The sequence below is a fragment of the Paraburkholderia sp. BGA-UO-ETr-F12 genome (genome assembly GCF_059567945.1).
In genome coordinates this window covers 283,787-298,616 of sequence record NZ_JCAQOZ010000067.1, presented here as the reverse complement: position 1 = coordinate 298,616, position 14,830 = coordinate 283,787, and the positions used below count along the sequence as shown (strand labels likewise).

Genomic DNA, 14,830 nt, shown 5'->3' with positions numbered 1-14,830 from the left:
TCAGCATGAACCTATCCGACAGCACGCCGCCCGTAGCGTTGAAGGCGAGCGGCATAGTCAAGTGGTTCGGCGCGAACCGCATCCTCGACGGCGTCGATCTGACCGTAGCGCGCGGCGAAACGGTCTGCGTACTTGGTCCGTCGGGCTCCGGAAAATCGACGCTGTTGCGCTGCCTGAACTGGCTTTCGCCGCCCGACGAAGGCGCCATCTGGATCGGCGACCAGCGGATCGGCTTGCGCGAGAATCCGAACGGCGCGACGAGCCCGCGGCCTGAGCGCGAGATACGGGCGCAGCGCAGCCGCATCGGCATGGTGTTTCAGAGTTTCAATCTGTGGCCGCATATGACGGTGCTCGAAAACGTGATGGAAGGGCTGCTGTCGGTCAAACGGATGAACCGTCTCGCCGCCGCTGACCTCGCCGTCGAAGCGCTGAGCCAGGTTGGGCTGGGCGGCAAGCACACGTCGATGCCCGCGAACCTCTCGGGCGGCCAACAGCAGCGTGTCGGCATTGCCCGCACACTCGCGATGGCGCCGGAAGTCATCCTGTTCGACGAACCGACCAGCGCGCTCGATCCCGAACTGGTCGGCGAAGTGCTGACGGTGATGCGCGGACTCGCTGCGAACGATACGACGATGATTGTCGTCACGCATGAAATCGGCTTTGCGCGCGATGTCGCGGACCGCGTGGTCTTCATGGACGGCGGACGCATCGTCGAACAAGGTCCGCCCGCGCAGGTGCTCGACACACCCTCGTCGCCACGACTCCAGCAATTTCTCTATCGCTTTACTCCGGAAAAATCACGCTCATGAGCTATACAGATCAACCTGCAGTAACCGTTCCCGCCGGCCACGGCAAAGCAGTCCGACTGAAAGCGGGCCAGGCCGTACGGGTCATCAATACCCATGGCACGCAAGTCGTAGACTGCTGGGCCTGGAACGCGTACGACCTGAACGAATACATGTGCATGGAGACCACGCGCGTCTGGAACCAGCGGCTCAATCCGGTGGTTGGAGACAGCTTCGTGACCAACCAGCGTAATCCGGTGCTGACCGTCGTGGAAGACACGACGCCCGGTGTCCATGACACCTTCATGGCGGCCTGCGATCGCAAACGCTATGAGCTGCTGGGCGTGCGCGGCTACCACCGCAACTGTTGCGACAACATGTTCGAAGGTATGTTCGAACTCGGCATAACGCCGCCGCGCCAGAACCTCGCTTCGTTCAACATCTTCATGAATATCCGCGTGCAACCGGACGGTATCACGCTGCATACGTTGCCTACCGTGACAAAGCCTGGCGAGTACATCACGCTGCGCGCCGAAATGGATTGCTTCGTTGCGTTTTCTGCGTGTCCGCAGGACATCGTCAAAATTCAGGGGCAAGCCGACAACACGCCGAAACCGGTTGACATCGCCGTGCTCGACGACTTCGTATCCGATCTGCAAGGCACGCAACCGTGGGTTCCGGACGCCTGAGCGTTCATCATTTCAACAATCTCAGATAGACGCTCACACACATGGCCATTCCCACTCTCGACCCGAACGCGCCGGCCTTTACGCGCACAGGCATCAATCTCGCGGACCCACGTCTCGGCGCGCAAGCTGTGCTTACCAGTGATGATTTTTTCGCGCCGATGGCTCGCATGCTCAATCCGGAGCCGGCCGTGTTCATACCCGGCAAATACGATGACAACGGCAAATGGATGGACGGCTGGGAATCGCGTCGCAAGCGCGTGACTGGCCACGATTTCTGTATCGTCAAGCTGGGCACGGCGGGCGAACTGATGGGCGTCGATATCGACACGAGCCATTTCACCGGCAACTTTCCTCCGGCGGCATCGATAGACGCGTGTCGCTCGGATGACGACATTCCGCCCGCCGATGCGCAATGGACCGAAGTGCTTCCCGCGATGGCGCTGAACGGAAACGCGCATCACTTTCGCGCAATCGAGGCGGCCGAGGGCGCGGTCTACACGCACGTACGCCTGAATATCTACCCGGACGGCGGTATCGCGCGATTGCGCGTGTTCGGCCGGCCGCGCCGCGAACTCGCGCCGGGCGCCGAACTCGATCTCGCGTCAGCGATGAACGGTGCGCGGATCGTTGCGGCGAACAACCAGCACTACGGCCTCGCGTCAAATCTGCTTTTGCCCACGCGTGCAGCCAACATGGGCGAAGGCTGGGAAACCCGTCGGCGTCGCGAACCGGGCTGTGACTGGTGCATCGTCGAACTCGCGGTGGCTGGCGAAATCAGCAGGATCGATGTCGACACCGCGCATTTCAAAGGCAATTTCGCGGACCGTTGCTCGCTTCAAGGCGCATTCGTTACGGCAGGCACCGACGAGTCGCTCATTACCCAATCGATGTTCTGGCCCGTGTTGCTCGACGAGCAGAAGCTGGAAATGGACTGCTTACGTTCGTTCTCGCCTGAACGGATAACGCGGGTTACCCATGTGCGCTTCAATATTCTGCCGGACGGAGGGGTGTCGCGAGTTCGTCTGATCGGGCGCGCACTGGTCTGATCCACAACGCCTGCCCGATTTGATCGTAAGAGGCGTTCCAGCTTCCAAGACTACACTTGTCATTGGAATTGTTTAAACAGGGCTAGTCGTCGCGGAGGATCCCGTTGCCACGCAACGTGCTGTTGCGTGGTTGACCCACCCGATGTTGCTCTAGATGTAAGATTGCGACGAGGCGTAACCCTCGCTAGTTCCGCACGAACGTCTCTTATCGAGGAAGCTGTATGTCTCCTCAGGGTCGACTACGGTCGATCACGTCAGTTCAAAGCGGACACTCGCAGCCGGTCGAAACACTCATGGATTAAACGACCGCTTTGGCCGACGAACCGCCGTCGACTGTCAGGCCCGTGCATTGACGAAACCCGGTACGGGTTAGTGCCAACCGTCAGCCCTAAAGCAACTAGCCGCGCGCTCATTCGCGATCCCTGGCTTAGCGACAAGCCATCGCATCCCGCCGATGTCTTATCCAATTGGCCAAACGCAAACACTTAGCCCGCCTGGTTGATCGCTTCAACGTTGCCATGACTTATAATCATCAAGCCGTCGGAAAACACCCGACGGTCAGGTGTGGAAGCCTGTTGTTCTAACCGCACACCCGCTTAGGCGGGAGTGCGTCTACCCCTGCACGTCTGTTGTTTTCAATGGGCGGGCTGTGGTGGGGGAGCCGCAAGGCTCGCCGGCTCGTTAGAACACCGGTCTTCCAAACCCGCCACGTGCCCGCTCACCCCTTTCCCCAAGCAAGCGAGTGTCGGGCGATCCAGGAAGTACCAGGGAGGTCGCACCATGAGCAGCAAACCCACAAAACAATCTCAACCCGCTTCACGCCCGCCTGTCGACGCGCTTCAGTACGAAAAGCTTGCGCTTTCCACCTTCGATCTATGCAACCGGCAGTTGAGCCAGCTCAACACATTGATCACACTTGGGTCCTCAATATGTAGAAATCCTGCCATCACGAGTGACGAAAGACGACGTCAGCAGACCATGCTTGAATTGCTCGTCGACACAGCAGAGCAATATCAGCGGGAGTTGGAGTGTGACCGTGAGCTATATCAGGTGATCGCACTCGATGCGAAGGGCATCCCTCAAAGCCGCATCACCGCGAACCGTGCAATGCGCCTACTTGCCGAGGCATCACAAATAGCGACGAAGGAAACGCCAGCAGCCACGAAGCGCAGCCCGAGCAAACATACGTCAGCCAAGCCCACAACGAACGCATAAACAGACGCGGCGTCCCAACAACCGGTTCCCGCGCAGCGGAAACCACCGTCCGCCGACGCGAGGATCAAATGGCGTAGATCTTCTCGCACAATGCAACACTGGCGCCGAGCTTCCGGGACAGATCAGCGGCCGCATCCAGTTGCGGCCGATCCAACTCGCCCGACGTGTGCGCCGCGCTGAGCCGCGACGCGGGACCGGAAAGCGTCAGCGCCGCCATGAACTTGTCCCCGGCGCCGAAGATCGGTAGAGCGAACGCTGCTGTGTGCACGTCGCGCGCACCCGCGGTGAACATGGGCAGTGCCGGCGGCTTGTCGTAGATCGGTTCACCGAGTCCCCAGAAACGGATCACCTGGCTAATGGCCGTGTCGTCGAGCGGCAGCGCCGTTCCGGCGAGCCGCGTTTCACGCAGACCTTCGGATGGCTCGACCCGAAACAGGCACAGCCGCTGCCCGTTGTCGTGAACGTAGTACGATGCGCTTTCTTTCGTCACCGCGGCGAGTGCATGCAGCGCCGGTTCCACCACCGTGGAAAGATGGAAGGACTGCTCGTACAGCTTGCCCAGGTACAGCACGCGATGACCGAGCGAATAGTTGCCGGATTGAGCGCGCACGACATAGCCCATCCGCTCCAGCGAGTTCATCAGTCGATAGACCGTCGTCTTGTGCATGCCGGATGCTTGCGCAAGCATCGCCAGTGACTGTGATTCCGCCCCCGGCTTGAAACAGTCCAGCAGCGAAAGCGCCTTCTCGACTGCGACAACTCCTTCGTTTCCCATTCCTACCTCCCGCAATTCGTTTCCCGAAATTGTACACAGTAAAACACTGGTTTATACCGTAAAAGGGTAAACGCTAGTGGCTTGGCGCGCCCCTGCTGGCTATAGTGATTTCATTCTGTACACCATCGTTGTACACCGTACAACTTCCCGAGCTGAGGTGAAATCCATGAGCACCAATCCTGCAGGTTCTTCCGCTATCAATCGCAATATCGAACGGGTGTCGCCAGAACTGGTCCAGGCGGCCGCGCGCTTTCAGGCCGCTATCCTCGCTGACGTCGCTGGCCGTCGCGGCACGCTGCATGGCCGGGTCAAGCCGTTGTCGCCGACGATGAAAGTCGCAGGTCCGGCCGTCACGGTCGAAGTGCGTCCCGGCGACAACCTCGCCATTCACGCCGCGCTGTCCATCGCGAAGCCGGGCGACGTGATCGTCGTCGACGGCAAGGGCGATCTCTCGTGCGCGCTGATCGGCGAAATCATGGCCGCGCAGGCAAAGGCGAGCGGTATCGCGGGCATCGTCATCGACGGCGCCGTACGCGATGCGCACGAACTGGCCAACGGCGGCTACCCGATCTTCGCGGCCGGCCTGAATCCCTGCGGCCCGACCAAAAGCGTCGCGGGCCTCGTGAACACGCTAATTTCGGCCGGCAACACGGCCATCAACCCGGGCGATCTCATCGTTGGCGACGCGGACGGCGTAGTCGTGATTCCGCGTAACGACGTCGCACGCATCATCGATCTCGCGCAGAAAAAGCTCGACATGGAAACGGCGCGCATCGCGGCGATTCACAGGGGCGACGTGCGTCCGGGCTGGGTCGAGAAAGAACTGCGTGCAACGGGCATGCTGGCCGAAGGCGAGGCGCTGTGATGGAGACGGCCTCGCATAAACCCGTCGTCCTCGTGACGGCTGCCGATCTCGCGCCGCAAGCGCTCGATATGCTGACCCAATTCGACGTCGTATTCGCGGGCAAGCAGCCGACCGAAGACGACATCGTGGCGCTCTGTGAGCAGCACAAGCCGGTGGCGATCATCGTCCGATACGGCAAGGTGAGCGCCCGCATCATGGATGCCGCCGAAAACCTCCAGGTGATTTCCAAGCATGGCAGCGGCATCGACGTGATCGATCAGGCAGCGGCGGCCGCGCGCGGTATCGCGGTGCGCGCCGCCGTTGGCGCCAACGCGGCCGCCGTCGCGGAGCATGCATGGGCGCTGATTCTCGCGTGCGCGAAGTCGGTGCCGCAGTTGGATGCACGCATGCGCGAAGGCCACTGGGACAAATCCACGCACAAGTCCGTCGAACTGGACGGGCGGACCCTCGGCCTGGTCGGACTGGGCGCGATCGGCCGGCGCGTCGCAGCGATCGGCGCGGCATTCGGCATGAACGTGCTCGCGTTCGATCCGTATGCGAAGGAAGCGCCCGCCGGCGTGAAGCTGGTGTCGCTCGACGAGTTGTACGCCGCTTCCGACATCGTCTCGCTGCACTGCCCGCTGACAGCGGAAAACCGCCGGATGCTCAACCGCGACACGCTGGCGCGATTCAGGCGCGGCGCAATTCTCGTCAACACCGCACGCGGCGGTCTGATCGACGAAGCGGCGCTCGCCGAGGCGCTCGCCAGCGGTCAGTTGCGCTTTGCCGGTCTCGACAGCTTCGACGTCGAACCGATAACGCACCCGCATCCGTTCCAGCAGATCCCGAACGCGATCCTGTCGCCGCATATCGGCGGCGTGAGCGATGCCGCGTACGTGAACATGGGTAAGGGCGCCGCCGCCAATGTTCTCGCCGTCGTCGAGGAACACGCCCGCAACGCAGCCTGACGGCCGCACGAGAAGCTCCATCATGTTCTATCTCCTCTCGCCCGAAGTACGCACCGCGGAAGTCTTCACGCGTATGCCGGACAAATTCCGCAAAGCCGACGTCCAGACCGATTGGGCGCGCGCCAATCGCGGCGGCCTCGCCACGGACTCGTTTCTCGAAGGCCCCGTGTGGGACCCGGCGGGCTATCTGTTCGTCACGGACATCCCGCATGGCCGCATTTTCCGGATTTCGGCGTCGGGCGAGTGGGAACTCGTCGTGCAATACGACGGCGAGCCGAACGGAATGAAGCGCTTCGACGATGCGCATCTGCTCATCACCGACTATCGCAACGGCCTGATGCTGCTCGATATCGCGCGCGGCGAAGTGCGCCCGTTTCTCGAGCGGCGCAATTCCGAGCGCTTCCGGGGCGTGAACGATCTCACGTTCGATTCGAACGGCAACCTGTACTTCACCGATCAGGGGCAAACGGGACTGCACGATCCGACGGGCCGTGTGTACCGGCTGTCCGCGGACGGCAAGCTCGACTTGCTGCTCGGCAACTGCCCGAGTCCCAACGGACTCGTGCTGTCGCCCGACGAGAAGATTCTCTTTGTCGGTATGACGCGCGGCAACTGCGTGTGGCGCGTGCCGCTTCAGGCGGATGGTTCCGTCAGTAAGGTCGGGCAGTTCTTCACGTCGTATGGCCCGAGCGGTCCGGACGGACTGACCATCGACACGCAAGGGCGACTCTTCGTCGCGAATCCGGGGCTTGGTCGCGCGTGGGTGCTGAACCATCGCGCTGAACCCGTCGAAATTCTGACGAGCCCGGAAGGCGCTTCGCTCACGAATCTCTGTTTCGGCGGCGCGGACATGAAGACGCTGTTCATGACCGAGTCCGTTTCGGGAACGGTTCTCAAAGCTGAAATGACGGTTGCGGGGCCGCTTCCGAAGCAGGCCGGGCGAACCGTCTGATGGCGCAGCGGGCGCGAACGCCCGCGATACATCAATACATTTGCGCCGACAGAAGCGCGATGGAGGAGCAAGCATGACCATGTCGCACACCCTGCGCGCCGACGGTGCCACGCGCCAGACAGAAACGCCGCCCGTCGCCGGCATCGCCAGCGAGGACTACGCGGCCAGTGAGCGCACGCTCGCCAAGGCGTTCCGGCGAATCCTGCCGTTCATCTTCATCTGCTATGTCATCAGCTATCTCGACCGGACCAATGTCGGGTTCGCCGCGCTGACGATGAACAAGGACCTCGGTCTGACGTCCGAACAGTTCGGCTTCGGGGCAGGACTGTTCTTTATCGGCTATTTCCTGTTCGAGATTCCGAGCAACCTGATCATGCATAAGGTCGGGGCGCGGGTGTGGATCGCACGCATCATGATCACGTGGGGTCTCTTTTCGATGGCGACTGCGTTCGTCGTCGGCCCAAAGAGCTTTGCCGCCGCCCGCTTTCTGCTTGGGATCGCCGAAGCGGGCTTCACGCCCGGGATCTACCTGTATTTCACGCACTGGTTCCCGGGCAAGTGGCGCGCGAAAGTGACGGCTGCGTTCCTGGTCGGCATCCCCGTCGCGAATATGATCGGCTCTCCCGTTTCGGGCGCGTTGCTCGAACTCGGCGGCCTGCATGGCCTGCGCAGTTGGCAGTGGTTGCTGCTGATCGAAGGCGGACCGGCCGTGTTGCTCGGCATCGCCTGTCTGTTCGTGCTGGCCGACCGCCCCGAAAAAGCAAAATGGCTCACCGATGAAGAGAAGTCGTCTCTGGCGAAGCGTCTTGCGCTTGAACAGGGCGACATCGGCGCACGTCACGGCAGCACGCTGCGCGACGCGATGACCAACGGGCGCGTGTTCGTGCTCGCGTTCGTCAACTTCTGCGGCATCGTCGGGTCGCTGGGTGTGGGCCTGTGGATGCCGCAAATCATCAAGCAATTCGGCGTCACGCACACGGTAGTGGGCTGGCTCACGGCGATTCCCTATGCAATCGGCGCAGTCGCGATGCTCTGGTGGGCGCGCGTCGCGAATCGCTCGCAAAACCGTATTCCCTATGTGGCCGGTGCGCTGGTCGTGGCGGCCGCCGCGCTGTGCGCAAGCACCTTCATCGACGCGCCCGTGCTGAAGCTGATCGCACTCTGTTTCACGGTGAGCGGCATCCTCGCTTTCCAGGCGACCTACTGGGCCATTCCGTCCGGCTTTCTCACGGGACGGGCCGCGGCCGGGGGCCTCGCGCTCATCGTCTCGGTTGGCAACCTCGGCGGCTTCGTCGGTCCGTCGATGATCGGCGCGCTCAAGCAACTCTCAGGCGGGTTCACCGTGCCGCTGCTCGCCGTGTCGGGCGTGCTGCTGCTCGGCGCGCTCACCATCGCCTGGCTCGGTGATCCCGGCGCCGACGCAGGCGAAGCGCCGTCGGCCCACAAAGTTTGATCCACGCATTCAAAACCAATCCATAAAACTCTGTTTGGAGACTCCATGCTGTTCAAAAAAGCCAGCCACAACGTCAACACGAACGTCCGTTTCATGCTCGGCGCAGTCGCTGCCGCAGGCGTCAGTCTGACCTGCGGCGCTGCACATGCGCAAAGCAGCGTCACGCTGTACGGGATTGCCGACGTTGGGATCGAGCACATCAACAATACGAGCGCTGGCGGCGCACAAACGCGCGAAGTGTCGGGCAACCTGTCCGGTTCCCGCTGGGGACTGAAGGGCGTTGAAGATCTCGGCGGCGGCATGAAGGCCATTTTCCAGCTGGAAAGCGGTTTCAACATCAATGACGGCACGACCGCTCAATCAACTAAAGGTCTCGGCGCTAACGCTGCAACGACCACCCGGTTGTTTGGCCGACAGGCTTGGGTCGGTCTTTCGTACAAAGGTCAGCAACTGACGTTCGGCCGGCAGAACTCGCTGCTCTACGAACAGGCCGTTGCGTTCGATCCGATGGGCGCATCGTCGCGCTACTCCGCGCTGTCGCTCGACTACGCGATGGCCGGACGCATCGACAACTCGGCGAAGTACACGGGCGTGTTCGGCCCGCTGACCGCGCAGGCGATGTATAGCACGCGCTACGACACGGGCTACGGCGCCGAAGTGCCGGGCGCGGAAATCACGGGGCGCTTTTTCAGTGGGGCCGTGACCTATGCGCAAGGCCCGTTCGCGGCGAGCGTGTCGTACGAGCAGCGCAACAGCAACACGATCGCGACCAACACGGGCACCGAGCGTCGCGCAACGGCAGCGGCTTCGTATGTAATCGGACCCGTGAAAGGCTTCGCGGGCTATCGCTATCTGCGTGCGTCAAATGCGTTCCTGCCCGTGAACCCGATCGTCGTTGCAAACGGCTCGCAAGCCAGCGCTGCAAACCTCTACTGGGCGGGTGCGCAGTACAACGTGACGCCCGCTTTCGTTGTGACGGCCACCGGCTACTACCAGGACGTGCATTCGACGGGTGCCGACCCATGGCTCGCGGTGCTCTGCGCGGACTATTTCCTGTCGAAGCGCACTGATCTTTACGCAACCGCGGGCTTCGCTCACAACAAGGACAAATCCACGCTGGGCGTCAATGGCTACGGTACGGTCGCGCCCGGATATAACCAGACGGGCATCACGATTGGCATGCGCCAGAAGTTCTGACGGGAGGGCGTTGTGCAGATAGTCCATGCGCCCCATCTGCCGGTTCGAGAAAAGTGGCTTGCCCTGCGAAAGGAGCCTGTTCTCGAGCCTGATCTGCCGATTGTCGATGCGCATCATCATCTGTGGGACCGCCAGACCGGGCGGTACCTCGCGGACGAATTCCGCAACGACGTGGCGAGCGGGCACCGGGTCGTGTCGACGGTCTACGTGCAATGCCGTTCGATGCTGCGCGAGGACGGTCCCGAGGCGATGAAGCCCGTTGGCGAAGTGGAGTTCGCCAACGGCATCGCCGCGATGTTCGCGAGCGGCGCGTACGGACGGGCGCGCTGCTGCGAAGCGATCGTCGGCGGTGCGGATCTGATGCTTGGTGCGGAACTCGATGCGGTGCTCGAAGCGATGTTGCAGGTATCCGGCGGACGCCTTCGTGGCATCCGTAATCCGCTCGCGTGGCATGCGAGCCCGGAAGTGAGTTCGAGCCCCGTGACGCCGCCGCGCGATCTGATGACGAATCCGGTTTTCCGGCAAGGTGTCGGGGCGCTCGGCCGCTTCGGGCTTGCGCTTGACGCATGGGTCTATCACACGCAACTCGACGATCTGTATGAACTCGCGCGTGCTGCGGATCACGTGACGGTCGTCATCGATCATTTTGGCGGACCGCTGGGCGTGGGTCCGCACGCCGGTCAACGCGCGGCGGTTCACGCCGAATGGCAGCAAAAACTCGCGCGCCTTGCGAGTTTGCCCAACACGCGCATCAAGCTCGGCGGCGCGGGCATGAACGTATTCGGCTTCGACTTCGCCGCGCGCGAAGTGCCGCCTTCGTCCGAGGAACTGGCCTCTGCATGGCGGCCGTATTTCGACACCTGCGTCGAACTGTTCGGCGTGAATCGCTGCATGTTCGAAAGCAACTTTCCGGTCGACAAAGGGATGTTCAGTTACGGCGTGCTGTGGAACGCCTTCAAACGACTCGCGTCCGCGATGTCCGCCAATGAAAAAGCCGCCCTGTTCAGCCGGACTGCGGCGGCAACCTATCGCCTCGCGATTGCCGGAGACAACACATGAAGACGAGTCCAACGATTGCAGCAACCGAATTCGAGGACGCTGCGGATGCCAGGGGAGTCAGGAATATCACAGGTACCGAGTGGCGTTCGCTAACACTTGCGGGACTCGGCTGGACGTTCGAAAGCTACGACTCGTTCCTGCTTTCGCTTCTGCTGCCGACGCTCGCCCTTCAGTTCGGCTTGAGCAAGGCGCAACTCGGTCTGTTCACAAGCATCACGGCGGCCGGGCAGATCGTCGGCGGGATTCTGTTCGGATATGTGTCGGACCGGCTGGGGCGCGTGCGAACCGCGTTGCTCTGCGTTGGCATTTATTCGCTGTTCTCGGGTCTGCTTGCATTTGCGCCGAACGAGCACTGGTTCGCGACGTTGCGCTTCTTCGGCGCGTTGGGCATGGGCGGCACCTGGACGGCGGGCGCCGCGCTGATCGCCGAGACATGGCACGCGAGCCGGCGCGGCAAGGGCGGCGCGCTGATGCAGATGGGCTTGCCCATCGGCGCAATCCTCGCGATCACCGTCTCTGGTGTGGTCAGCGGCGTGAACAATGGGCTCGGCGGAAATAGCTGGCGCCTGCTGTTTCTGATCGGTGCCCTGCCGTTCTTTATCCTCTTCTGGGTCACGCGAAAAACGCCTGAATCGCCGATCTGGCTGGAGCGCAAGCACGCGAAGGCGTCGATACAGCGCACTGCGGCGGCTAGCGGCGACAAGCTCAACGTACGCGGACTGCTGACGGCATTCGGTTTCATCTTCTTTCTGCAGTACCTGTACTGGGGCGTCTTTACGTGGACACCGACGTTCCTCGTCACGGTGAAGCATCTCGACTTCGTGCATAGCCTGAAGTTCGTGCTTGCGCTGCAGTTCGGCGCGATCACCGGTTTCCTGCTGTTCTCGGTTTTCGTCGACCGGCTTGGCCGACGGCCCATGTTTCTGGCCTACCTGCTCGTTGGCGCTGCCGCCGTGGGCGTGTACATCGTGTCATCGAATGCGCTGCTGCTCATGGTCGCGATTTTCCTGACCGGCTTCAGCGTCAACGGTATTTTTGCGGGAGCCGGTCCGTTCCTCGCGGAGATCATCGGCAATACTGCGTCGCGCGGATTTCTGATGGGCCTCGCGTATAACGGCGGCCGGTTGGGTGGCTTCATCGCGCCGTTGATCATCGGCGCGCTCGCATCGACGTCTGGCGGATTCGTGCTCGGACTCGCGACGACCATCGTCGCGTTTGTCGCCGCCGCCGTCGTCGTGTTCTTCGCACCCGAAACGCGCGGCAAGGCGTTGTCATGAGCATGGTCGCGCAAACCGGTTTCGTCAGCAGACTGTTTCCGGCGCTTGCCGAGGCGTCGCTGCGACGCTATCTGAGCGGACAGGTCGCGTCCGTGCTCGGTAGCTGGACGCAGAACGTCACGCTGAATCTGCTCGTGTATCACCTGTCGGGGTCGGCGGCCATTCTCGCGCTGCTCAATTTTTTGCTGTACGGACCGCAACTGATCGTCGCACCGATCGCCGGCTCGCGGATCAGTTCGGCCAATGCGAAGCGCGCGACGCTGTGCGTACTCACGGCGTCGCTGGTGCTGACGGCCAGTCTCTTCACGCTGTCGCTGGTCGGCGTGCTCGGCGTGAAGCTGATACTCGCGCATGCGCTCGCCATCGGCGTATCGAGCGCCGTTGAGACGCCCGCGCGCCAGGTTCTGCTGCTGACGAGTCTCGAAGATCCGACGCATACGTCAAACGCCGTGGCGATGAACACGATGGTCTACAACGTCGGCCGGATGGTCGGTCCGACGATTGCCGGTTTCGTCTATCCGACGCTCGGACCGAGAACATCGTTTGTGATTTATGCGGTGGCGCTCTGCTTCATGGCGACCTGCGTGCGTTCCATCAGAACGGCCTCGGCGGCTCGGCCCGCGCGCGCGGACAGCAGCCTGCGCGACGCAGTCGGCTACGTGATGTCCGATGCGTTTTCCGCGCGCTATCTGCCCATTCTTGCGTGCATCGGTTTGTTCGCCGGCAGTTACCAGACACTCGTGCCGCTGCTCGCGGACCAGGGGTTTCACGACGCGGCGCGCTTTACGGGCGTGTTCTTCGCGTGCGCGGGCGCGGGTTCGCTGAGCGCCGCAATACTGCTTTCTTCAGCGATCGGCACGTGGGCGTCGCGAAGATTCATCGCGTGGGCGCCGTGGACGGCCGTCGGCGCGCTCGCGTCGCTCGCCGCGACATCCGAGGCGGCAGCCACGGTGCCGGCGTTTTACGCACTCGGTTTCAGCCTCACGTTCGCAGCCACGTCGACGAACGCGACCATCCAGCGGCAATGCCCGGAACATGTGCGCGGCGGGCTCGTCGGCATGTACGGGATGGCCTACAACGGCACGATGCCATTCGGCTACCTGCTCGTCGGGACCGCGCCCGAAGCGCTGGGCGTACGACACACATTTGCAGCCATGGCGGTGGTGCTCGCCGGCGGGGTCATCGCCGTCATTGCATGGCAACGATTCACGAATCAGCGCGCAGGCGCACAATAAACGGAGACAACGATGCAAACTGGATTTATGGACAAGTCCCCGATCGAGCGCCGGACGATACGAAAGGTCGTCTGGCGCCTCGTTCCCTTTTTGATGGTGTGCTATCTGCTTGCCTTTATCGACCGGGGCAACGTGGGCATGGCGTCGCTGCAGATGAATCATGATCTTGGCATGTCGGCGAAGGTGTTCGGCTTCGGCAGCAGCCTGTTCTTCATTTCCTACTTCCTTTGCGAAGTGCCGAGCAATCTTGCGTTGGAAAAGTACGGCGCGCGTATCTGGATCGCGCGGATCATGATTACGTGGGGCATCGTGTCGGCGGCGACCGCGTTCGTGCATAACGCGACGTCGTTCTATGTCCTGCGTTTTCTGCTCGGCGCCGCCGAAGCGGGCTTTTTCCCTGGCGTGCTGCTGTATATGTCGTACTGGATTCCGGCCTCGTATCGCGCTCGTATCGTCGCGACGTTCATGGTCGCCATTCCCGCCGCGAGCTTCATCGGCTCACCGATTTCGGCGTTGCTGCTGCAGATGGACGGCTTCTGGGGCCTGCGCGGCTGGCACTGGCTGTTTATTCTCGAAGGCGTCCCGACCGTGCTGCTCGGTGTCGCGTGTCTGTTGATGCTGGCCAACAAGCCGGAGAACGCGAAATGGCTCGACGATGACGAGCGGATGTGGCTCGTCAATGCGCTCGTCAGCGAGCAGAAGGCTCCGAAGAAAGTGCCGTCGCTGCCGCTCGCACAACTGTTCCGCAATCGCTATGTGTTGTGTCTCGCACTCGTCGATACGTGTGCGTCGGCGGCAGGCAGCACGCTGTCCGTGTGGCAGCCGCAACTGCTCAAGTCGTTTGGGTTGTCTGTCATGCAGACAGGCTTGCTGAACTCCGTACCGTACGCGGTCGCTTCCATCCTGATGGTGTACTGGGGCCGCCGCTCGGACCGGGTCGGCGAGCGGCGCTGGCACACGGTAGTACCGATGCTGCTGATCGGTGTGGGTCTGTTCGCGACGTCGCTGAGCGGCTCGCTTGTACCGACGGTCTGCATGCTGTGCGCGGTGCTCGTGGGCGCCTATTCGTTCAAGGGGCCATTCTGGGCGCTCGCGACAGACATGCTGTCCAACAGTACCGTGGCGGCAGGCCTCGCGACGGTCAACGCGATTGCAAATCTGCTCGGCGGCGGACTGATGGTGAACGTATACGGATGGGTGAAGGAGGCGACGGGAAGCTATGCGCTGGCGTTGATGCCACTCGCCATCCTCACGCTCGTCAGCGTCGCGACCTTGTTGCTGTTGACTCGCAACGGTTCGGCAAACCGTCTGGTTAGCAAGACGGGGACCATCTGA

14 protein-coding genes are annotated in these 14,830 nt (G+C 62.2%); 13 read left to right on the top strand and 1 reads right to left on the bottom strand.

Annotated features, from left to right (window positions below; translation table 11 throughout):
- Positions 1-5: 5 nt before the first annotated feature.
- The 4 genes from AC57B6_RS37870 (at position 6) to AC57B6_RS37855 (ending at position 3,735) form a co-directional block, all read left to right on the top strand.
- On the top strand, positions 6-809 hold the full coding sequence (locus tag AC57B6_RS37870) for an amino acid ABC transporter ATP-binding protein (protein WP_028195146.1): 804 nt from the start codon (positions 6-8) through the stop codon (positions 807-809).
- Entirely contained in the window at positions 806-1,474 is a 669-nt protein-coding gene (locus AC57B6_RS37865; RefSeq protein WP_028195147.1) for a DUF1989 domain-containing protein, read from the top strand. Before AC57B6_RS37870 ends, AC57B6_RS37865 begins: the two co-directional genes overlap by 4 nt.
- 41 nt (positions 1,475-1,515) lie before the next feature.
- Positions 1,516-2,520, top strand: coding sequence for an allantoicase (alc, locus tag AC57B6_RS37860; RefSeq protein WP_046572438.1), 1,005 nt, complete (start codon positions 1,516-1,518; stop codon positions 2,518-2,520).
- A 780-nt stretch (positions 2,521-3,300) separates the two neighbouring features.
- A complete protein-coding gene (locus tag AC57B6_RS37855; RefSeq protein WP_278502119.1) occupies positions 3,301-3,735 on the top strand; it encodes a hypothetical protein in 435 nt (144 codons plus the stop codon).
- Positions 3,736-3,799: 64 nt separating this feature from the next.
- Here the strand turns inward: AC57B6_RS37855 and AC57B6_RS37850 are convergent, their stop codons facing one another.
- Positions 3,800-4,510: an IclR family transcriptional regulator gene (locus AC57B6_RS37850; protein WP_030099712.1), complete on the bottom strand. Its 711-nt coding sequence runs from the start codon at positions 4,508-4,510 to the stop codon at positions 3,800-3,802.
- Between the two features lie 166 nt (positions 4,511-4,676).
- Between AC57B6_RS37850 and AC57B6_RS37845 the strand changes: the two genes are divergently transcribed.
- The 9 genes from AC57B6_RS37845 to AC57B6_RS37805 all read left to right on the top strand — a co-directional run bounded on the left by AC57B6_RS37845 (position 4,677) and on the right by AC57B6_RS37805 (position 14,830).
- Positions 4,677-5,375 (top strand): RraA family protein, encoded by a 699-nt coding sequence (locus tag AC57B6_RS37845; protein WP_028195150.1) that lies wholly within the window; start codon positions 4,677-4,679, stop codon positions 5,373-5,375.
- A complete protein-coding gene (locus AC57B6_RS37840) occupies positions 5,375-6,322 on the top strand; it encodes an NAD(P)-dependent oxidoreductase (protein ID WP_496423319.1) in 948 nt (315 codons plus the stop codon). Before AC57B6_RS37845 ends, AC57B6_RS37840 begins: the two co-directional genes overlap by 1 nt.
- Before the next feature lie 22 nt (positions 6,323-6,344).
- The gene (locus tag AC57B6_RS37835; RefSeq protein ID WP_496423262.1) at positions 6,345-7,274 is read left to right on the top strand and encodes an SMP-30/gluconolactonase/LRE family protein; all 930 of its coding nucleotides are present in this window, start codon (positions 6,345-6,347) and stop codon (positions 7,272-7,274) included.
- 73 nt (positions 7,275-7,347) lie between these two features.
- Positions 7,348-8,727, top strand: a complete 1,380-nt coding sequence (locus AC57B6_RS37830) for an MFS transporter (protein ID WP_496423261.1) — start codon at positions 7,348-7,350, stop codon at positions 8,725-8,727.
- 45 nt (positions 8,728-8,772) lie between these two features.
- Positions 8,773-9,924: a porin gene (locus tag AC57B6_RS37825; RefSeq protein WP_028195154.1), complete on the top strand. Its 1,152-nt coding sequence runs from the start codon at positions 8,773-8,775 to the stop codon at positions 9,922-9,924.
- A gap of 12 nt (positions 9,925-9,936) precedes the next feature.
- Positions 9,937-10,983 (top strand): amidohydrolase family protein, encoded by a 1,047-nt coding sequence (locus tag AC57B6_RS37820; protein ID WP_496423260.1) that lies wholly within the window; start codon positions 9,937-9,939, stop codon positions 10,981-10,983.
- Positions 10,980-12,260, top strand: a complete 1,281-nt coding sequence (locus tag AC57B6_RS37815) for an MFS transporter (protein ID WP_496423259.1) — start codon at positions 10,980-10,982, stop codon at positions 12,258-12,260. The genes AC57B6_RS37820 and AC57B6_RS37815 overlap by 4 nt, the downstream gene beginning before the upstream one ends.
- Positions 12,257-13,495, top strand: coding sequence for an MFS transporter (locus tag AC57B6_RS37810; protein WP_496423258.1), 1,239 nt, complete (start codon positions 12,257-12,259; stop codon positions 13,493-13,495). Before AC57B6_RS37815 ends, AC57B6_RS37810 begins: the two co-directional genes overlap by 4 nt.
- A 12-nt stretch (positions 13,496-13,507) precedes the next feature.
- Positions 13,508-14,830 (top strand): MFS transporter, encoded by a 1,323-nt coding sequence (locus AC57B6_RS37805; protein ID WP_496423257.1) that lies wholly within the window; start codon positions 13,508-13,510, stop codon positions 14,828-14,830.